This is a genomic window from Anaerobiospirillum sp. NML120449 (genome assembly GCF_023051105.1).
Taxonomy (GTDB): domain Bacteria; phylum Pseudomonadota; class Gammaproteobacteria; order Enterobacterales; family Succinivibrionaceae; genus Anaerobiospirillum.
In genome coordinates this window covers 145,575-167,641 of record NZ_JALKIL010000003.1, presented here as the reverse complement: position 1 = coordinate 167,641, position 22,067 = coordinate 145,575, and the positions used below count along the sequence as shown (strand labels likewise).

10 protein-coding genes are annotated in these 22,067 nt (G+C 52.6%); 3 read left to right on the top strand and 7 right to left on the bottom strand.

Going from position 1 to position 22,067, the window contains the following annotated elements; genetic code table 11:
• Positions 1-4: 4 nt before the first annotated feature.
• Positions 5-382, bottom strand: a complete 378-nt coding sequence (locus tag MXE41_RS01875; RefSeq protein ID WP_247099160.1) for a hypothetical protein — start codon at positions 380-382, stop codon at positions 5-7.
• A 157-nt stretch (positions 383-539) separates the two neighbouring features.
• Complete coding sequence (locus tag MXE41_RS01870; protein ID WP_246977768.1) at positions 540-1,097, bottom strand: ClpXP protease specificity-enhancing factor SspB; 558 nt, start codon at positions 1,095-1,097, stop codon at positions 540-542.
• Positions 1,098-2,596: 1,499 nt separating this feature from the next.
• Here MXE41_RS01870 and MXE41_RS01865 point away from each other — a divergent pair.
• Both MXE41_RS01865 and MXE41_RS01860 read left to right on the top strand, forming a co-directional pair.
• A complete protein-coding gene (locus MXE41_RS01865; RefSeq protein WP_247099159.1) occupies positions 2,597-4,162 on the top strand; it encodes an ABC transporter substrate-binding protein in 1,566 nt (521 codons plus the stop codon).
• Positions 4,163-4,475: 313 nt separating this feature from the next.
• Positions 4,476-6,035: an ABC transporter substrate-binding protein gene (locus MXE41_RS01860; protein ID WP_247099158.1), complete on the top strand. Its 1,560-nt coding sequence runs from the start codon at positions 4,476-4,478 to the stop codon at positions 6,033-6,035.
• 977 nt (positions 6,036-7,012) lie between these two features.
• On the opposite strand, the gene MXE41_RS01855 is transcribed toward MXE41_RS01860, so the two are convergent.
• From MXE41_RS01855 to potA, 4 genes are all read right to left on the bottom strand, one after another.
• The gene (locus MXE41_RS01855) at positions 7,013-8,173 is read right to left on the bottom strand and encodes a putative metalloprotease CJM1_0395 family protein (RefSeq protein ID WP_247099157.1); all 1,161 of its coding nucleotides are present in this window, start codon (positions 8,171-8,173) and stop codon (positions 7,013-7,015) included.
• A gap of 1,254 nt (positions 8,174-9,427) precedes the next feature.
• Positions 9,428-11,407: an ABC transporter permease subunit gene (locus MXE41_RS13190; RefSeq protein WP_348647407.1), complete on the bottom strand. Its 1,980-nt coding sequence runs from the start codon at positions 11,405-11,407 to the stop codon at positions 9,428-9,430.
• Positions 11,394-12,305 carry an ABC transporter permease subunit gene (locus MXE41_RS01845; protein ID WP_246977789.1) on the bottom strand — a complete coding sequence of 304 codons (912 nt, stop codon included), beginning with the start codon at positions 12,303-12,305 and terminating at the stop codon, positions 11,394-11,396. The genes MXE41_RS13190 and MXE41_RS01845 overlap by 14 nt, the downstream gene beginning before the upstream one ends.
• A 1,005-nt stretch (positions 12,306-13,310) precedes the next feature.
• A complete protein-coding gene (potA, locus tag MXE41_RS01840) occupies positions 13,311-14,582 on the bottom strand; it encodes a polyamine ABC transporter ATP-binding protein (RefSeq protein WP_246977773.1) in 1,272 nt (423 codons plus the stop codon).
• Positions 14,583-16,735: 2,153 nt separating this feature from the next.
• On the opposite strand from potA, the gene MXE41_RS01835 reads away from it, so the two are divergent.
• The gene (locus tag MXE41_RS01835) at positions 16,736-19,915 is read left to right on the top strand and encodes an autotransporter domain-containing protein (RefSeq protein ID WP_247099156.1); all 3,180 of its coding nucleotides are present in this window, start codon (positions 16,736-16,738) and stop codon (positions 19,913-19,915) included.
• A gap of 77 nt (positions 19,916-19,992) precedes the next feature.
• On the opposite strand, the gene MXE41_RS01830 is transcribed toward MXE41_RS01835, so the two are convergent.
• Positions 19,993-21,330 carry a hypothetical protein gene (locus MXE41_RS01830; protein ID WP_247099155.1) on the bottom strand — a complete coding sequence of 446 codons (1,338 nt, stop codon included), beginning with the start codon at positions 21,328-21,330 and terminating at the stop codon, positions 19,993-19,995.
• Positions 21,331-22,067: the final 737 nt, after the last annotated feature.

Genomic DNA, 22,067 nt, shown 5'->3' with positions numbered 1-22,067 from the left:
ATGGTCAGGTGCGGACAGGTCCTGATGAGCTGTGAGGGGAATTGAGTGAAGTCACGCCTGATCTGAAATGCTGGGCGCGCAGCTCAGGGAAAACAGGCAAATTCAGAAAATGTGCAGAAAAAGCAGAAATTGCTGAAATTGCAGCATTTACCTGATTTTGCAAAATCAGAGAATTATCAGGCCTTTCTGAAAATAGTGAACTCGGCGAGCTGAGCGAATGATGCAATTTACTGAATTTGTGTGGCGGCCTGGATTTTTTGGTTTGATTTTGACTTTGAAATTCAGTGGTTGCCGGTCTGGAAGTGAAATTTAAAGCGATCCTGAGTTTAATGTGAGCTGCTCTGTTAAACATATGGGATTGTGCCCGGGCATAAAGCGACACAGCCCCGTCACTTTTGAGGTGGCGGGGCTGAGGGCGCGCGTGCAGTGTGCGCGGTGGCACGCGGCTGGCGCGGGACTATGGCGCGAGCATTGGCCAGGGCCTGTGCTCTGGCACTGGCTCGGGCCAGTGCGCAGACAGGGGCTGGTCTGCGCTGGTGTTATTCGAGGAAGGTCAGCTGAGGCTTCTGGTTTGTGCAGCTGTCACGGGTGAATGGACGCTTTGGTCCATTGGTTGGGCGAAGGTTGTCGGCATCATCTTCCTCAGGAATGATGAAAGTGACAGGGCGGCGTGGCTCTGACTCACGTGAGGCTGATGAGCGTGATGGCTTTGCCACTTCGGCCTCTGGCTCGTCGTCCTCTGATGGAGGCACCAGCTCGTCTTCATGACAGGCAAGCTCAATGGTGTTGAGCCACATGTACATTGGAATGGACATGCCGGCATCGGTAATGACCACTTCTGACATGGCATTGTAAGGGATAACCACAAATTCTTTTCTGCCGTCAAAAGTGCTGTTAAAGGAGATGCGATTCTGCCAGATTTCCAGATCGGTAATTCGGTTAGGGGCAATGGAGATTACAATCACGCCGTTAACAACATAGCGCTGCGGTACGGTTACACCAGGACGGGTGGCGTCCACGATCATACGGGGATTGACATTGTTGTCACGCAGCCAGTTGTAAAAGGCGGTAAACATGTAAGAGTAAGTACTAATCATGATAAATACTCCATTGCGAGGTACATTTGATGGTTGGCACCTCTTTTGTGAAAATCCGGGCGCGATATGCATCTGCCATACTGACTGACTGGCTGTTATCAGATTGTTCCTGGCCCGTTATGGCCATGAGCATACCGTCAGCTAATGGTGTCTGAACTGTTAAGACCGGGCTGGGGACAAAAAATTCCCGGTGGCCGCTGCCTGTGCAGCAGAATTTATTCAAATAATGCCATGACTTTAGACAGTCAGAGCAGTTTTCCCCGCCGTTAAGAGAGAGAAACGGTCCAAATCAGTAAGCTGATTATACTCTACAAAAACTTTGTCTGTGCCTGGGACAGGTCATTTGTCCACATGCCTTATTTCTTTGAGGGCTCTATCATTAGTCCACATGCCTTATTTCTTTGAGGGTTCCATCATTAGTCTCGTAGCCAAAGAGATTGGAGATGAGGCAATTAAGTACTACTCAGCCGCTTGTACAAAAAGAATGCAGTCGTGATATGCGCCAGCATGATGAGCCACCGGGAGAGAATCAGGGCTCAAAGAAGCACGATAAACAGCTGGCCATGGCAGTAGCCCACCCTGAGCATTGGGGTAATTCCAGAAAAGTCTCCCTAATGTCAGGCCAGGGCACTTTTGCCTGATTTGGTGCTGTTCTGGGTACTTTTGCCTGATTTGGGGCTGTTATGGGCAGTTTTAGCCATTTTTGAGCTGTTTTGCTCACTTTTTGATGACGTTTAGCTGTTTTTTGGGGGCCGGATGGAGGAGGGGGACATAAGGTGCAGCTGAAGTCGGATTGCGCACAAAAAATGTGAGAAATCTGTGATCCATTTCAAGCATGCTGCAACAAAACAGGGAAATCAATGTATGGTGATCGGCTTTTTTTGATTAAAAATTCACGTCTTGTACATTTTCGCTGAAGAGTGCAGTCCATGTCGCTTAAAAGTACCAGAAAATCAGGATTTCCAGGCTTCAGAACGGCAGTGTGTGTCCTGCATGGAGCTGCAAATGATTTATATGCAGGTTATGTCATTTCAACACCTTGTTTAAGGTGAAAATAGCATATTTATCGCGGGCATTCACTGGTCAATAGATAGTGCCCAAAATTATCATTAATGCCGCTGCAACAGCCCGCCGGGAGCGTGTTCCCTTGTTGAACGGAATTTCCTTTCTGACTGACAATGGACCTGCAGTCACGCATGAGCTCCGGCAGGCGGCGATAACCTTGAACATCGTATCTGTACAGCAGCTCTCCTGATAATTCGATCCTTATTCTCATACCCGGGCCCTGTCGCCATTGAGCGCCGCAGCTGCAAAGCTGAACATACTGTACAACGCAGTGCCGCGCAGTACAGATTTACTGTAAAGCGCAGCGCGGGCACTGAGCCTGCTTTTAAGGCCGGTGATACCCGGGGTTATGAGATCTGTGCAGATAAGTCTGCAGGGGCTTGCGTGATTCTCAAGAAACAGCAATAGCAAAACGTATAATCAAAGGTATCACAATGAAAAGCTTATTTACTAAATCCTTAATGTCCATAGCTCTCTCTGCCGCCCTTTTCAGTAACTCTGCCTATGCCGAAGGAATTGACCGCAGCACACTGTCGCGCAAGCCCATAGACAATCTTGTATACGCGTCCTCATCAGAGCCTGTAGGATTTGATCCGCATCTGACCAATGATAATGAGTCGGCCAACATTCTGGTCAATATTTATGAGAGCCTGCTTAAATTTAAGCCTGACAGTGCTGATGTTGAACCGGCCCTGGCCAAAAGCTGGACCATAAGCGATGACGGTCTGACCTACACCCTGAAACTGCAGGAAGGCGTCAAATTCCATGATGGAACTGACTTTAATGCCCAGGCAGTCAAATATAATATCGACCGCCAGATGCCGGGCAAGCGCCTGCCTGGGATGGGCTATGCCGACCTGGTCTACTCCGATGTCAAATCATCCCGTGTCATCGATGACCACACTATTGAAATCACCCTCAAAGCTCCATCCACTCCTTTCATTCGCAACCTGGCCATGGCATTTGCTGCTCCCGTCATTTCCCCGGCAGCCCTTGAGAAGCACGGCAATAATGTCATGGAGCACCCGTCAGGAACCGGCCCTTACCAGCTGGTTGCATGGGATAAGGGGCAGCAGGTAGTGGTAACCACCTTTAAGGACTACTGGGGTCCTAAACCTCCGGTTCAAAATGTTATCTACAAGGTGATTAAAGACACCTCAGCCCGCGTGGTTGCTCTCAACAACGGAGAGGTGGACATCATTACCGGTATTGATGCCAATGTGGTAGATCGTATTGAAAAAGGCGGCTCCAAAGTCTTCACTGTTGAGGGCAACAATACCAATTACATCAGCTTCAACTCCCGTCCGGGCTTTGTTACTGCTGACCGTGAGGTACGCAGGGCCATTGCCCAGGCCATTAATGTCCCTGAACTGGTCAAAACACTCTACAGGCAGTATTCCACTCCGGCCCATTCCTTCTTCCCACCAATTGTACCGGGCTACTCTCCTGACACCAGGACTGTTACCTATAATCCTGATGAGGCCCGTAAGACTCTGGCTGCCAAAGGCGTAAAGGAACTGACTCTGCTTACCTACTCAGATGTACGTACCTATAATCCGGCCGGTGGCCAGGTGCTGGCTGAAGCCATTCAGGACTATCTGAGCAAGGTGGGCGTCAAGGTCAATATCCATGCTTACGACTGGACCAGCTACAAGAACCGTGTGGTCACCGACTCATGGGATCTTTCCCTGATTGGCTGGACCGGTGACAATGGTGATCCTGACAACTTCATTAACATTCTGGCCTCCAAAGACCCGCTAATGAACCAGGGCATGTGGCAGAATCCTGAGTTTATCGACATCATCCAAAAGGCAGTAAGACTGCCTGACGGCCCGGAGCGCATTGCTCTTTATCAGAAGGCAGATGGCATTGTGGCTGAAGATGTCGGCGCTTTCCCTATTTCCCATGCCATGACCATGGCTGCTCACCGCCCTAATGTTGAGGGTCACATCATCCATCCTAAGGCTGTATTCCGCTTCTTTGAAGTAAGAAAGAAATAGCAGCTCCCGCCTTTCATAATCTGATGGTGTCGACAGCGCCCGGCGCTGCCGGCACCATCAGAAAATCACCTCTGGCTGCCACTGTGCCTGTCCCGTAGCCTGGATTTCCTGCAGACAGGAATCTCATGCAGCAGATTGCTCCGCAGCAAGGATGCACCGCAGCAAGACTACGGTGCAGCAAGACTGCGGCACAGCAAGGATGCACATGCCGCCTGGACTTACGCCCGGTCTGCTCCGCAGCATATCTCCCGGGCAGAGCTGCTCCAGTTACAGGCAGTGTTCCAGTCAGGGCTTTACTCATAAGGATGGAAAAATGAATTTATTTAATACCCGCCATGTACTGGCCGCCCTCAGTGCCGCCGTGCTTTCCGTAACTCTCCTCAACCCGGCAGCCTTGGCATCAGGTCTGTCCCGTAAGGCCCAGGACAATCTCTTCTACGGTGTAGCCTCAGAACCAATAGGTCTGGATCCGGCTCTGGTAGATGACAATGACTCCAGCAACGTCAACTCCAATATCTACGAAACCCTTCTCAAATACAAAAACGACAGCATAGATCTTGAGCCTGGCCTTGCTCAGAGCTGGACCATCAGCGATGACGGCCTTACTTATACCTTTAAGCTGCGAAAAGGCGTCAAATTCCATGATGGTACAGACTTTAATGCCAGGGCTGTAAAGTACAACTTCGACCGTCAGATGCCCGGCAGGAGAACAGCCAACATGCCTTATGCTCCGGTAATGTTCGGCGATGTCAAATCCATCACCGCTGTAGATGACTATACTCTGGAGATTGTGCTCAACCGCCGCTCGACCCCGTTCCTGCGCAACATGGCCCTGTGCATTTCAGCTCCAATAATTTCTCCTGCAGCTCTTGAGAAATACGGCAACAATGTATCTGAGCATCCTGTTGGTACAGGTCCATACAAATTCGTTGCCTGGGATCGCGGTCAGCAGCTGATTCTGACAGCCAATGAAAACTACTGGGGCGCCAAACCTCATGTCAGAAACGTAATCTATAAAATCATCAAAGATCCTTCAGCCCGTGTGGTAGCCCTCAATAATGGTGAGGTCGACATCATCAACGGCATTGACGCTCATGTTATCGAGCAGATCAAGAAGAGCGGCTCTCAAATCTACAAAGGCGAGGGCATAAATACCAGTTACATTGCCTTCAACAACCGTGACGGCTTTGTAACTGCTGATAAAACGGTACGTCTTGCCATTGCTCAGGCCATCAATGTTCCTGAGATGATTAATACTCTCTACCAGGACTATGCCAGCCCGGCCCACTCCTATATTCCACCTGGTCTTGCCGGTTATGACCCTGCAGTCAAGGCTCCTGAATTCAACCCTGAGGCAGCAGCAAAGGCTCTCAAAGAAAAAGGAATAACCAGACTGCGTGCTATTACCAGCTCCTCAGCACGTGCCACCAATCCTCTTGGTGGTCAGGTCCTGGCTGAAGCCGTGCAGGCCTACCTCAAAAAGGCCGGAGTAGAGCTTACTATTGATGTCTATGACTGGGCCGGTTTTAAGAGCCGTCTGCTCACCGAAAGCTGGGATCTGGCCTTTGTGGGCTGGATGGGCAATGGCGATCCTGACCAGTTCATTAAGAATCTGGCCTCAAAGCAGCCGGTAGCCAACAATGGTCTGTGGCATAACAAGGAGTTTGAAAAGATTGTCCAAAATGCCACCTGGGTACCGGACGGCCCGGAACGCTCCAGGCTCTACAGCCGCGCTGACGCCATTTTGATGGAGGACGTAGGTATTCTGCCGCTGTTCCACTCCAGCATCTTACTGGCCTCTCGCCCTGGCATTGGCGGCACCCTCATCAACCCTCTGTGCGTATTCCTCTTTGCTGAGACCACCAAAAAATAGACAAAGCAAGCTGCAGCCCCAGCTGCAGCCACTGCTGCAAACCAGCCCAGTGACTTACTGTCAGGTAATACGACCAGCAGTACAACAGTGACTGGCAGTACAAATGCGGTCTGCCGGCCACAGTTCTGAGCTCACTTAGGGCTTATTGACAGCAGCGACATCTTAAAGGGGCAACCAGGCTGTCATTCAGACGTTACACTGAGCAAACAGGTCTGCAACATTTACTGCAGCAGGCAGAGCCTCAAGGCTCTGCCTGCTGTGCTTGAAGCTGACCTCCTCTGGTCAGCTGTTTTTACAGGCCAGAGTAACCATATCAAACCGCAAAAAGGCCATAGAATAGCCGTTCTATGGCCTTTTTGCTGTCCATATAGTTACCCTGGACTAACTTTTGACATGCGCCCTGTCAGATATGTGGTGCCTGGGGTTCGCCGCATTCTCGTATGCAGGTTAACACTGGTGTCAGATTTCAAAAGCTTTGACCCAATGAGTACTGGTACTAAATTACAAAAGTTTTGCCCCTCCCTCTGACATATCCGGATAGAGGGGGATATCAACATCCCAGCATAGATGATTTAAGGCTTTATCTTGAGCAGGGAGACTTACATGAGCGCTGATCTGGCTCTATGACAGGCAGTCATGCCCTCCGGGCCGTCAGCCTGGACAGGCATGTCGGCTGATAAGGCAGAACTGGGCCGAAACGGCCGGGCAGCCAGACTTGGCAGTCAGCCTTGCCGGGCAGGATGACCGAGCAGCCAGTGATGACAGTATGGCTGGAGAGACGGACGCCAGGCTGGACGTACGGCCGTCCTGGGGTGCTGGCGGCTGCAGGGCGGCTTAGCCTGGTATGGCGCAGCGCAGGCAGGGTACAGAGCTGAAAAAGCCCTCTCAGAGTCATCTGAGAGGGCTTTTGTGTGACCGGCCCTAAGGCCGGTCAGGCAGCCTGCAGGCCGCAGGGCGGCATGCAGGTGCTGTGGCTGTTAGCCAACAATAACGCTTTCCAGGGAGCGGGAGATATCGCTGCTCTTTGGAGGCTTAACCTCGGCAGGCTCGATCTTCTCGCCATTGCGGGCCTCCTTGGCCTCCTTGGTCTTGTCAGCTGCAGTAGTATTTTCACCACGCATGGCTGACTTGGCAGACTCAAGACGCTCTTCGCTCTTTTCCTTGTTCTCCTGAGCCAGCTCCTGACGGGCACGAGCCTCCTTCTGAGTGGCCTCCTGGTAAACCTTGCGATCCTGAGCAGATGGCTCAGCAGGGGCCATGGCAGCACGCTTTACGATCTGCATCTTTTCGATAGTGGCCTGAGGATTGTCCTCTTCACCAATATCGATGCTTACCTCACCGTCAGTGATGTAGCGCTTGCCATCAGGGCCGGTCTCGTAGCTGTAGGAAGGAGCACCTGCATACTGGCCACCGGCGCTCTTGTGAGCCTGCTCGTGTACCTGGACCTCTTCATGACGGGCCTGCATGTCCTGGATTTCCTGAAGCTCTTCTTCAGTCAGCTCCTTGCCATTGGCACCCTTTTGCTGCTGGGTGGAGCTCTTGCTGTTGTCTACAGGACGGCCTTTCTCATCAACAGCCTTGGATTTTTCTTCTTCAGCCTCAGCAGCAGCGCCCTTGCCACTGCCAGTTAAGGCCTGGGAACTGGTCTTTTCACCACCGCCTACCTTGTCAGCGCCGGTTGAAGTATTGCCAGGAAGAGTCATTTGCTTGCGTACTTCAGCATCGGACTCAACGGCTGCGCCCTTACCGCTGCCGGTAATGGCCTGTGCGGAGGTCTTATCTTCGCCGCCAGTCTGGTCAGCAGAAGCAGGCTGAGCAGACTTGAACATCTTCTCAAAAGCTTCATCAGCAGCCTCGGAAGCAGCACCCTTTCCGCCACCAATAGTGGCTGGCTGCTGCTCACCTTCGTCCTTGCCATAGTTGATATAACCCTGGAGGGCTACATAACGCTGATGGGAGTACTGCTCATCACCTTCGGTCTGCTGGGTCTGGGAAGTTGCAAGCTCTACCAGATCATCCTGGCTCTGACCGGCAACACGGGTACTCTTTGAGTTACCGGTGATTTGCTGAGCCTCAATCCTGCTCTGAGAAACATTAATATTGTTCTGGGTACTGTTTACGATTCCTATGCCTGCCATAAACACCTCGACAAAAAAAATGACTGCATTGGCAGTCCCCTGTGCTGGCTTCCAGCACCTTATGAGAGCACCGCACTCACGGGGAACTGAATAAGAACTACGACCGGTAAAGATTTACCGGCTGTTCCAGACAGGGCCACGCGGGCCCGATTACTCTCTGGCTATAGATGCATCAGCACAGCGTACTGTCAGCTGTGCACGGAGGCCTGGATCTCAGAAAAAGCCCATGAAATAAAACTTCTCCTGAAAAGATCTGCATACAAACTGGCTCCATACATTCCTAACGGCAGTTCCTGAACATAATTAAGAGATGTGGAAAAATATTATGACAAAAATTCAGTCCCCTGTCAGGCCCGACGCAGCTCTTGCAAAAAGCCGATATCTGCGGGCTCCCTGCGCACTGTCTGCACCCTGTTTGCCCCTGTCTGCACCATTTGAGCAGTCCTGAATTCCCCAATACCCGGAGCACTGACAAAGACCCGCATGCCACGTAAGTCTCATGCCTGTCCTGGCAGTGCTCTCACTGCCATGGTCCTGTGCATCAAATGGCAGCACCATATCCAGGCTCCATGCGGTGTAAAGGCTATGGCCCTGCCAGGGACAGGGCCATGGCAGCACAGATAAATGGGATGAATACTGGGCTCATGAATATATTCTGTGGAAAACTACTGCAGCCATCAGTTGCAGGGCAGCAGGGCAGCAGAGAAGAAATCAGCACTTGTCCCTTTAGTGTGCACCATACTTCAGGCATTCATACAGTTATGCTGCAGGCTGCGCCTGGCATGAGTTCCCGCTTTGCGCGAGTGCGCACAGAGCCGCATGAACGTAACGCCCGGCAAGCGGCAAGTATCAGGGGCCGCATGCAGGGGCGGACGCAAAGCCGGACGGGCGGTCCGGATGCCAGGCGGTCACCTGGCTGGGATAACTGGCAGCTTGACGGTCAGTTGGCCAGGAGAACGCGCCGCAGGGCCGGCTGGCGGACGGCAGGCCCAGGCAGCTGGGCGGGCTGCAGGCCGAAGTCAGGTGCAGGTGGTGGGCACAAAGGGCTGGTTTTGGCCGGTGCAAAATAAAAGGGCCCGCAGCATGTTTTGTTCATGCTGCGGGCCCTGTTGTTAAGGCTTGCCTGACACCAGGCCACCGGCTGAGCTGGCGTGCTCAGCCTGTGTGTGCCGCTCCGGAGGCTGCCCGTATCCCGTTGCCGTTGACGGACTGTGGTGCCGGGAGCGGTGGCATGGCTGTCAGGCGACTCTGGGATTATTGGTCCTGAGTGTTGTCTACCACCTTGACTGTGGAGGTGTCGCGGGCGGCGGCCTTGTCCTCGCTGTTTCGGGTAGCTTCGGCAGCGCTGACGCCCTCGCCGGTACGGCCCGACAGTGCGCGGGCTTCCTTGCGGGCACGGGCCTGAGCAAGGGAGCTCGAGGTAGTGCCTATGGAGCTGCCCGGTGCAGTAGCAGTAGTGGTGCGTCCACCCATAGCGGCCTTGGCTGCCTTGGCACCCTGAGCGGCACGGGCACCGATAGAGCCGATAATGCCGCCCTGAGTGGCGCTGCCTGGAGCTGCTGAGCTTGAGGCTGTGCTTCCTGCGCTGCTGTCGCTGACAGTCTCGGCTGAAGGGGCGCCGTCACGGGCTGACTTGAGTGCAGCCTTGCGGGCACGTGCATCAGCAAGAGAGCTCATGGTGGTGGCGCGGGTTACGGCCTTGCCATCAAGCTCACTGTTCTCAAGACCATGAGGATTCATGGTGTCCTCAGACTCTACCACCTTGGCCATACCGGCCTGAGCAAGGGTAGATGAGGCAACACGCTGAGCGGCAGTGGCATCGCGGGCAGATGAACCACGGTCAGCGGCAGCACGATCATCATTGTCTGCTGTCTGACCTGACTGAGCGGTGCGGGCTGTTTCGGCACGGGCAGCGGCACGGGCCTGAGCCAGAGCCTCTTCCTGAGCTGCAGCCTGAGCGGCTCGGGCAGCCTTGAGAGCGGCCTCACGGGCAGCTTCCTTGGCAGCCTCAATAGCCTCGTAATTGGCCTCGATCTGCTCTTCACTTACTGTGGGACGGTTAGCTTCAGCGCTGTCAGAGTCGCTGTCTGTGCTTTCAGCCTGAGAGGTGTCACCGGCAGCCACAGCAGCCTGAGCCACTGCCTGAGCAGCAGCGGCCTGTGCGGCAGCTGCCTGAGCGGCAGCCTGGGCGGCGGCCTGAGCAGCCTGATCGGCATGATAGCCCATCTCGCGCAGGCGCGCTGAGGTAGCAGCAGAGGTGTCCTCACCACGGGCAAGGGCAGCTGCCTGCTCCTTGAGTACAGCCAGAGTGGCATCATCAAGGCGGCGCTTGATACCCAGAGCATCCTCACCGTGAGGAGCGCTGTAATGCAGCTTCTCTTCAATGGCGGCAGCCTGGGCGGCCTTGGCGGCGTCAGCACGCATACGCTTTTGCTTCTTGACCATGGAAAGCCAGGCAAAGAAGGTAAAGACAGACACGATGAAAACAATGATGGTGGCCAGAGCATTGATTTCAGGTGACAGACCACGGCGTACTGAGGAGAAAATGAGCATTGGCAGAGTGGTTGAGTCCGGACCTGCGATAAAGGAGGCCACAACCAGATCGTCCATGGACATGGTAAAGGCCAGCAGGAAAGCGGCAACCTCTGATGGCATCAGGGCTGGCAGGATCACAGCAAAGAAGACCTTGACCGGACCTGCACCCAGATCCATGGCTGCTTCCTCAATGGAAATATCCAGCTCACGGAAACGGGAGCGGATTACTACGGTAGCGTAGGAGGAGCAGAAGGTTACGTGGGCAATCCAGATAGCCATAATGCCACGGTCGGCAAAGATGGAGATCTCTGAACTGAGGGTTACAAAGATCAGCAGCAGGGCCAGACCGGTAATAACCTCTGGGAGAATCATTGGTGCGGTAATCAGCAGCACAAACAGTGATTCACCTCTGAAGCGGCCTACACGTACCAGAACGAAGGCGGCCAGGGTACCGATAACTACAGAGGCGCAGGCTGTCATGAAAGCCACGGTCAGAGATACACCCACAGCGCGGAAGATATCAGCGTTGTTAAAGAGGGCGCGGTACCACTTCAGGGAGGCCTCAGTCCATACCGTAACCATGCGTGACTCATTAAAGGAGTAAATAATGAGGGTCACAATTGGCAGGTACAGGAAAATCAGTGCGCAAAGAATAATGACATTGCGCATCAGAGCATTCTTGCTGCTATTTGCGTGCATTGAGCTTCTCCTGTTCCTTGCGCTCAATCTTGTAGAAGAGCAGTATTGGTATTACCAGGATAATCAGCATGACTATGGCTACAGCTGAGGCTAAAGGCCAGTCACGGTTATTGAAGAACTCCTGCCAGAGAATACGTCCAATGAGGATGGAGCCCTTGCCACCGAGCAGCTCAGGGATTACGTATTCACCGATAGCCGGGATGAAGACCAGCATGGAGCCGGCCATGATTCCAGAGCGGGTCTGAGGTACCAGAGTGGTAAAGAAAGTCTTTACCGGACGGCAGCCCAGATCGTAGGCAGCTTCAATAAGTGAGTAATCAACCTTCATCAGGGCCGAGAACAGCGGAAGCACCATGTATGGCAGATAACAGTAGACAATGCCTATGTATACGGCGGCATCGGTCTGCAGAATCTGGATTGGTGAGTCGATGATTCCCAGAGCCATGAGAATATCGTTGATCAGGCCATCCCTTTTCAAAATGGTCATCCAGGCATAAATACGCACTACAAATGAGGTCCAGCTTGGCATGATAACCAGCATGAACAGCACGTTGCGTACGGCAGGACGGGCCGTAGCCAGAGCCCAGGCTATAGGGTAGCCGATGAGCAGGCAGAAAAAGGTTGAAAAGGCTGCTACCTGCAGAGACTTGAGGTAGGAGCGAATATAGGTGCCTTCCTCATCGGTGAAGATCCAGGTGTAGTTTTCCAGATGCAGAATAATCTGCATGGCACCATCTTCAAAAGTCACCAGAGGAGAGTAAGGAGGAATCGCAATTGCCGAAACTGACAGACTGATCTTGAAGATGATCAGAAATGGCAGCAGGAAAAAGAGAATCATCCACATGTAAGGCACGAAGATAAGGGCATAATCGCGCCAGGTATGGTGATGATTGGACATCTGAACCTCGCTGACAACACGCTTCTGTGCAAAGGCACGTTTTATAAAGGACATATTGGCAAAGCCGGTGGACATGGCAATGTTCCTGAATTCTACAAGTGAGCCGCTGATGCCGGCACTGACCTTTCCTGCTCTTACCGTCGCTGCGGCCATGCTGCTGACAGGCAACCTGCCATGCCATCCATGGCCCAGGGCAACTGCCGCCGCAGCTCACGGTCCCAGCCGCAGCTCAAGGTCACAGCCCCCAGGTCCCAGGTCCCAAGCCCCAGGCCCGTGAACATGAGCCTGACGTCACAGCAGCTGCCCGCGCCTGCGGGGCCTTGCCTGAGGCAGGGGCGACAGCCGGTATATGACAGCTGCAGCAAGCTCCTAAGGGCGGCCATTATTACCGGGGCGTTACGGATAAACAGGAAAGTAAATACGGTAAAGAGAATACTGCCCAGTACAGTCAGTCTCTGGGGCTGACCTTACTGCCCTGCAAGCCTCACTGCCAGAGTGCAGGTACATGCCATGGCCCTGCGCCGCTACGCTTTTCAGCCACCTCACTGTGCAGGACATACAGTGCACGCAAGCTTACACTCACAGCTGCACAGGCCTGTGCGGGCCAGATCTGCAACTGACAGAGCCTGTTGGCTGGCCAGCAGGCCGTGCGGCTTGCGCACCGGCCTGAACAGCAAAGCTCATGACCTGAGACAGCTCATAAGCTCAAGCTTTTGTGGTGCAGCATATTTCGCTGTGTGCTGTGGCAGCCAAAGATCAGATGGCAGCCAAAGAGCAAGCAGATGGCGGCCACTGAATCCTCAGGCTGAGCGGCGTCGGGGGATCAGGCCTGGCTGTCATGCCTGTCTGATGCTTAGCGGTATGCCTGCCAGCGGCCGTGATGCAGCCTGCAGGGCCAGCTGCCATGATGGCAGCACAGGCACGGCAGGAGGGCAGCCCAATGGCAGCTGTCCAGGTCCGTTCAACGGGCTGATGGAACAGCGGGCTGGAGGGCAGCTCTTTACGTTAAATAGTCAGTGCGATACAGGAATCAGGGTCCCAGCTTAAATAGACGTGATCATCCCAGGTTGGCAGACCCTGCTTGAAACGGTCAACGTTTGGCAGGGTGGAGCTGATGATACGGCCATTGGTCAGACGCACATAGTAAATGGAGATATCGCCAAGGTAGGCAATATTCTCTACTACGCCCTCACACCAGTTGGTGTTTTCCTCAGGTTTCTGATGAGAGATGTAGATCTTCTCAGGGCGCATGGCGATGATAAGCGGCATGCCGTCAGCAAGGTCGATATCATGGCTGAGCTCAATCAGGTGATTGAAGTCACGGGCCTTAATCAGAGACTGGGTGGCTGAAGAGGTAACCAGGGAGCATTCAAAGATATTTACAGAACCAATGAACTCAGCGCAGAAGCGGCAGTTAGGGTTCTCGTAGATTTCGCGTGGGCCGCCAATCTGGATAAATTCACCACGATCCATAATTGCAATACGATCAGCCATGGTCATGGCTTCTTCCTGATCGTGGGTAACCATCAGACAGGTAACGCCTACGGAGTTGATGATGTCCACAAGCTCAAGGCGCATCTGCTCACGCAGCTTCTTGTCAAGAGCACCCATAGGCTCATCAAGCAGCAGCAGACGTGGCTCTTTGGCAAGGGAGCGGGCCAGGGCAACACGCTGACGCTGACCACCAGAGAGCTGATAAGGCTTGCGGTCAACGTAATCTTCCATGTGCACAAGGCGCAGCATGCGCTCTACGCGCTCCTGAATCTGATCCTTGGGCAGACGGCTCTGCTTGAGGCCAAAGGCAATGTTCTGGCCTACGGTCATATAAGGGAAGAGGGCGTAGGACTGGAACATCATGTTCAGAGGGCGCTTGTAAGGTGGCACGCCAATCATTTCCTGACCGCCGAGCATGATGCTGCCTGAGGTTGGAGTCTCAAAGCCTGCCAGCATACGCAGCAGGGTGGACTTGCCACATCCTGAGGAGCCCAGCAGAGCAAAGATCTCGCCTTCATAAATTGTAAGGTCGACATCATCTACAGCAACGAAGCTGTCAAAACGCTTGGTCAGATGAGAGATGGTAAGAATTGGCCTGCGGTTCTGAGCGGCAGGAGATGGTTTCTGTCCCGGAAGGTCGCCCGGGCGGTGTGCGGCAGTGCCGCTGCGGCTCTGAGCCGGCTGAGTATTGTTAGGTACAGTACCGGTGCCGGCTCCTGCTACAGAGCCGGAATCTTTGGAGGCAGCATCGGCTGCCGGCAACTTAGGAACATTAGTAGTCACTCAGTTAATTCCCAAATCAGATTGCAAAAAAGCTGAAAAACAGCACCCCTGCCTCACCGCTGGTCCGGTACAGCCCTCAAAAGGACTGCGCCGCTGCGCACTCAGGCAGCCTGACTAAAACAAAATGCTGATTTATATCAGGCCAGGTCTTTGCCTGCAGCCGTACTCACCTGCTGCAGGAACATGCAGTTTGCCTCTTAATTCCTTACATATCACAAGGCCCATACGAGATAGCCATACACAAGCCTGGCTGCTGGACCATTGCCATTGCCATTGCAATTGGCATTACCATTACCATTGCCACTGCAACTGCAATTGCCATTGCAATTGCCATTGCCAGGATCATGGACTGCAGGTCCCCATGGCAGGGCAGCCTGCAGACACCATTTATCCATTGGGCTCATGGCAGACAGAAAGCACCTGCATTGCATGCCCTGTCAGACTGTAACAGCCGACAATAGCCTTTAAGTTCTCTGCAGGAGCCGCAAAGCTCTCAGGGACTTAAAAGGATTATGAGGTGATCTAAAGGCATGTGACGGCCAGAAAGTGGCTTAAGCTGGCCCACAGGGGCTCTGGTATTTTGGCTGCGATATGCAGGCTTACGAAAGCGAAACTGCCCGAATACCAAAAGGCTGAAAAACCGCTGACATAACAGAATCTGTCTCCGGGTACTGTCCCTGATCATAAATCAGCTGCATAAACGCTGAGCGAAAGAGCAAAACTGTATGCCTGTTCATCCCTTAAACAGCTCGCCAGCGGCACAAAAATGAGCTTCGTGACGAAAAATAAGCTGTCCTGGGTGCGGAATTTTCCGACATATTACTGTATATCCCACATAAAAGGTGAATTATTTTCACTTTTGACAGGGCGGTGATTTACGTGCACCACAAATGCCAGCAAATCCCGCGCAAATACAGGCCGGGCAGCGCATAAATTAACCTGAAGAAAACATGGACTTTATCTCGCCCCGCCCCGGCAGATGCAGCTGCCATTACCTGCGCCTGCCAGACAATCACCATCCCAGGCCCTATGAGGACAACACAATACTTCCGCTGACAAAGCCAGGAGCATTCTCAGGCCCGTACATCAGCCCTCCCAGGAGCGCTCAAATGGACATTACCATGAGCCTGAGCCGTCGCCTGAGCCAACGACAGAGCCTGAGCCTGCGCCGACGCAAGCACCAGGTGCGCCCATGGCAGATGCTATCTGGTCAGGCCACGGAGCCCGAGACTGTGCCGGCATCTGAGAATGCGCCAGCTCATTAGACTGTACACTCAGCCATCATTTGCCCACCCGATGGACCTTTAGACCGGCTGCAAAAGAAGCCCAACCTCTGAACACTCTACAGGACCATTCATCAAGAGCCTGTCTTTGTCCCGACCTTGTCCCTGTTTGTGAACAACAAGTGGCATTACCTGGGCAACCATTCAAATGCAGACGATATCAATTCAACCATTTGGCTGTGTACTATCTGAAATCTGGACTGGCAATAATGCAGACAGAAAGGCTGCAATAGCCTCTGCTGGCACAGTCAGGCACGTACAGCCTGTCTGTCACAGGCAAGGAGGTCAGCAATCTGAGCAAAGATGAAGTGGCAAGCAAGTCAAACATGGTCCAGCAGCCAGTCTGAGTGCAGAAAATGAAGAGGACATCCAGCATCAACTGTGGAATATAAAAACGGGCAATATGACAGCTCGGGTCATGACCTGAACATTGCAGGGAGGTCAGAAAAAAATCAGCCCGGGCATGGTGATATGTTTCATATCTATCAGAAAATCAATGCATCAAAATTGTGCCCGGAGTGATATATCAATTATAGATTAATGTCTATTTATAGATAGGCACGGATACATTCATTTTCTGTGATGAGGAGACTGCTGATCTGCGTTTGAGTTTCCTTGATTATCCCTGTTTTGATGCGTACGGTAAGCACAGGTCAAAATTTAACAAAATGGCGGATCTGCCGATATTGTCAGTCGAAGCAAAATGAATAATAGCTTCAAAAGCTATGAATCGACCTGCATAAAAGGTTACATTCTGTACTGCAGGCTCCTGTCGTGAACAGATCAAGTACAGGTGCTCTCTTAATTCCTGACATCAAAAAACCTTAGCCGGCTCTCACCAGCGGCCAGTGCTGTAATTTTGGAGTATGTATGCAACATCCATCACAAGATAATGCAGTTCATGCGACTGCTGGCTCAACAGGCTCCTCAAAGCTGAAACTTAGTCTGATCACAGTTGCCCTGTCCTGTTTACTTACTGCCTGCGGATCTGGCGGTGGTGGCGGTGGCGGTGCCAGCAGCTTCATTCCAGGCCCCGGCGGTGGCGGTGGTGGTGGCGGCGGTGGCGGCGGCACCTCACCTGTTACTCCACCACCTCCAGACGGAGGCGATGGCGGAAGTGGTGACGGCAGCGGCGGCTCAGGCACTGGCGGCCCATTCAGGCCAACCGAAATCCCTAATGTATCCAATGTAAACCCGACAAGCTGGCAAAGAGCCAACCCATGGTCACTTCCATATCTGGGCATTATTGACTCTGCTTTTACAGCAGGAAACGGTCTTACCAATGTGGGCGGGGCATCACCGGGCAACTATCGCTCACACGGCGCTATTGTTTTTTCCACTCTGTACGCAAATCTGAGCCCCGAGCTGAAAAGCGGCGGCGTACAGATGCGTGGCTATACAGCAGGTAATGCTGCTAATGCGACCAGAATCAGCGTAAGTCTGGACTACTTTAAGGATGCCTATAACAACGGCGCACGTGTTTTTAACAACTCATGGGGCGGTTCACCTAACTCAGCCTCAGCCCATGGCAATGTCACTGCAGAAACCAGAGTTGTAACCGGTCTTCCGTCAAACCCTGGTTCAATAAAGGACAACAGTCTGGTCGCCGGTATATGGGATCTTGCTGCTAATAAGGATTCGATTATTGTCTTTGCTGCAGGTAATGACAACCTGACAGAGGCCGATGCCTATGCTCAGATTCCTACTGCATCCGGTTATCAGGGAGCCCGTAAAGGCTGGCTGGCCGCCACTGCACTTAATGGAGAACACGGTGCTATTGCCGGAAATGGTCAGGGCAATGCATCTCCAGTACAGTATGCCAACTACATTGGTAAAGACGCCATGCTTTGGGGTATTGCAGCCAATGGTAATGCCAGTGGTGAGGTAGGTACCTCCTTCGCAGCTCCTCGTGTCAGCGCAACAGCCATGAATGTATGGTACAAGTACCCATGGATGAGTAATCATCTCGTTACCATGTCCATTCTTACCACAGCTGACAAGATGTCAGATGGCAAGAAGGACAGCGGTATCACTACAGGCCCGGACAGCATAACCGGCTGGGGAGCCCTGAACAAAGATCGAGCCATGAATGGCCCTGCCATGCTGCATAATGACCTTATAGGTCAGTTTGCCGTGGACTCAGGTAGATTGACAGCTGATGGCTATACAGGCTCTGCCAAATTCGTTGAAGTCAAAGTCAAAGACGTAGGTGATCCCCGTCTTAATGACACCAACTACACCTGGTCAAATAACATTACCGGTCCTGGAGGTATTTATAAGACCGGCTCTAAGCCTCTGATTCTGACTGGCAATAACACCTTTACAGGCGGCATTGTTGTCCATCAGGGCCAGATGCACCTCAGAGGCAATAATACAGCCCCTATTTACAACGGTACTGGTGGTGAGCTGGTGCTGGGTAAATACAATCCTGCTACCTCAGGCACAACTGATCAGATCACTTTGACCTCTATTTCAAGCAAAGGTAAGACCTCTGTTGTAGGCCCAGTTCAGGCTGGTGCTGTTAATATGAGCGGCAGCTCGGCCAAACTTCATATTGACCTGATTGACGGCTACCTCAGTGCAAGCAGTGTCAACCTGGATGCCAGCAATAACAAGGTATATCTGTACTCATATCAGGCCACCAATCTTGGAACCGTAGGCAGCTCTGTTACTCGTGATGTAATTAAACCAGGCAGTGGCAACTACACCGGAGCTTATGACTCAACAGAGGCAATGAAGTCTATCTCTGGACTCAAAATAGGTGGAAATACAGCAACCTCTGGAAATCTGACAAACAGCAATGGTACCTACCAGGTAACCTACGAGATCCCTACCCGTACCAAAGCCGTAAGGTCTATGGGTCTGGCCAATGAGCAGACTCTGAATACAGCAGCATCGCTCGATGGTCTTATTGCGGGCCTGCAGAACACTCAGAGCCAGCAGCAGGCTGCGATTGCAGCTGGGGCCGGTAACAGTGCTGCACGCAGCGCTGATGGTGCTCAGGCAGTGGCTGCCGTATCAGCAGCTGGCGATTCTGGAGTTGCTCCGGAGCAGACTGAGGTTTACAGCTCACCTGCCTATCAGGCAGCCCTGAAGCTGGTTAACACTCCTGCAGCAGATTTTGCCCGTGCAATGGACAGTCTGTCAGGTGAAATCCATGCCAGCTCTCAGAACATCATCGCCCGTCAGGCTCAGGTGGTTAACCGTACCTTAGCTGAGCGTATGGCTGCCGTACGTATGCTGGGCATGGACGGTTTCTACGGTGATGCCGGATATAACGATATCGAGCTTTCACAGGACGGCTTTGCCGGTACTGATACCTCAATCTATACTGCTCATGTTGGTTTTGACCGTCGTATTGGTGATAACTACATGATTGGTGCTGCACTGGCTCAGTCTCATGCCAAAACCACTTTTGGTGAGCTGGGCGGCCGCACTGAGATTGATCTGAGCAATGTCTCTTTCTATGGTTCATACAGACAGGACTGGTTCTATGTAGCCTCCCGTCTGGGCGCAAGCTACATTGACTCTGACATTAGACGTGATGTCATGGATGCTCAGGTACACTCAGATCACACTGACTGGTATGCCAACTGGTATAACGAAGCCGGTATGCAGCTTGAGTTTGGATCTGTGCGTTTCAACCCTTATCTGGGCCTTGATATCAACAGATTCCACCGTGGTTCTTTTGCAGAAAAGGAATATGCTCTGGGCATAGAGGACAGTGCTGAGGACTACAATGGCCTTGATCTGTATATTGGTGCACGTATGGCCATGCAGATGAGCTCCTGGCTGCAGCTTACTGCTGAGCTTGAGCATATGACTGCTCTTAAGGACGTAAGCTACGACTTTGACGGCTCTTATCTCAATACCGGAATAAATGCCCATATCAACGGCATAGAGCGCTCAGATAATCTGACCTCTGCTGCCCTTGGTCTGTGGGCAACCTTTGGTAACTTTACCTGGGGTACCCGTCTGCGTTCGGGCTTTGCTGATGCCAGCGATCTTGAGGATCTGAGCTGGAACGTCAGCATGAACTATCAGTTCTGATGAACTGACCTTCCAGGTCGTTGACCAAAACAAAAAGGGCTCCCTCAGGGAGCCCTTTTTGCTGGTTAAAAGAAAGATCAGGCAAGTTTGACCATGGTACGTAATGCTCTGATGGTTACTTCCAGCTCGTGGTCTTCAATTCTGGTGGTGTTTTCCAGAGCTTCAGTAAACTGAGAGCAGGCCAGCTCACGGTCACCACCAGGGGCAATGGCACAGTGCTGGGCATCAGCAGGACCCCAGCCTGAGGAGTCCTCTTCAAAGGCATTGCCTACAGCATCCCAGTCAATTTCATTGTTTACCGGCTGGGCAGGTGCTGGCTCATCACTGTCCTCCATATCAAGAAGGGCACAGGTTGCAGCACGGCAACGGGCAAAAACAGCAAGGTAAAGAGCATGATTAAGCTTTTGCTGTTCGTCAGTGCAGTGTTCAACCAGATCAGCGGCTGCCTTGAGATGCTCATTAAAAGTACGGTGGGACTGGTGCAGATAAGTAGGGTTAAGTTTCTCACTGAAGGAGAACATTTCGCGCCATACCTGGAAAATTTCACAGAGCAGGCCAAAACGTGCTTCAGCCATACGACGGACTGCAGTACTGTTACAGCTGCAGCTGCCGTAGGCACTGCCACTTTCACCGGTGTTGTCACTGCTGGCGTTGCCACAGGCATTGTCAGCATCATGGGCTGAACCCGCAGCAGAGCTGTACTGCTCAGAGGCTTCCTTGAGGGCAGCGTCTATCTCAGGGCCTCGAGCACGCAGATAAATACCAAATTCATCTGCTTTGCCGCCAGCATAAAAGAGCATGCCCAGTGACATGGTGCGGGCAATCAGACGCATGCCGCTTGAGGTGTCCAGAGGTAAAACGCGCATGAGACGGGCGGCTTCCCAGGCGGTCTTTACCAGGTCAAGACGTTGCTGTTCCTTGTCAGCATCCTTAACCAGCAGGGTCTGCAGACCAAGCACAGCCTTTACTTCCTGAGTAAAGGCCAGCTCTTCAATTAATGCCATCTGAGCGGCATGAGTCTGCTGAGCCTGAGCTGCAGCTTCAGCATCTGCTGCAACCTGCTCAGGACTGTCTTTATCTTCAGTTGCACCATTGCCCTTATTAGCAGTGCGCACATTGCTGCGGGTAGCTGCATTTTCAGCAGCTTTGCGTCCTGAAGAATCGGAAGTGCCACCTGTTACAGTCTTGCCATTACCCTGGCCAGATGGGCTGTTGCCCGGAGCAGCAGCTGGTGATGAGAAGTCAAAAGTTCTGGCTGGGGCTGATGCGAACATGCGGCTGCACCAGGCGTTAACCATTTGCTCCCACTGACGGTCTGCGTACTCAAGTGCTGCAGGCAGGCGGGAGCTGTCATTGTCTCCGCTGTGCAGTTTATGGCCTGCGGCAAGTTCCAGTACGCGGGCGCTGATGTCCATGGCTTATCTCCTCTACAAACTACAGCTAAAGTTTATAGCACAGTGCACAATCTGACCACTGCAATATGCAGCTTTTGCGGCAACTGCGATATTTCTGCACAAAAAATCCGCGCCATATCCACACCTGTAAAACTCACACAACAGATTTTCACACATCCTTAGCCAAAATCAGGAACAGCCAGTCCGCCTTCAGAAATGCGCTCTGCAGCGCACTGCCTCCATCCTCGCATTCACGTTTGAGCGCATTGCAGCTCTGTATGCGGCTATGATTAAGCGTTTTGCAGGCCAAAATTAAGCCTTGCTTGCAATGCTCTGCAGACCGTCACACAGACTTGCTGGAGCGATCTACAGACCGTCACACAGACTTGCTGGAGCGATCTACAGTCCGTCACACAGACTTGCTGGAGCGATCTACAGTCCGTCACACAGACTTGCTGGAGCGATCTACAGTCCGTCACACAGTCATGATTAAGCGCGCTGGGGCCAGCCATACAGTCATGAGTATGCGACTGCACTCCGCAATACCGCCAGACTTGCAGGGCTCAAAAGTACGCCACTGGTTTATGCCTGCTGCCTAATGAAACCTGCCATTCATACCTGCATGCAGTTACTGTTTCCTGGCCTCTCAACGGCACTGGAGCACTCTGATGCAAGGATCAATGCATGTTTTCATTTAGCAGCGTTCATATTCAGCCATATACAAATATATTATGAGCAGCCACAGCATGTGCTCCTGT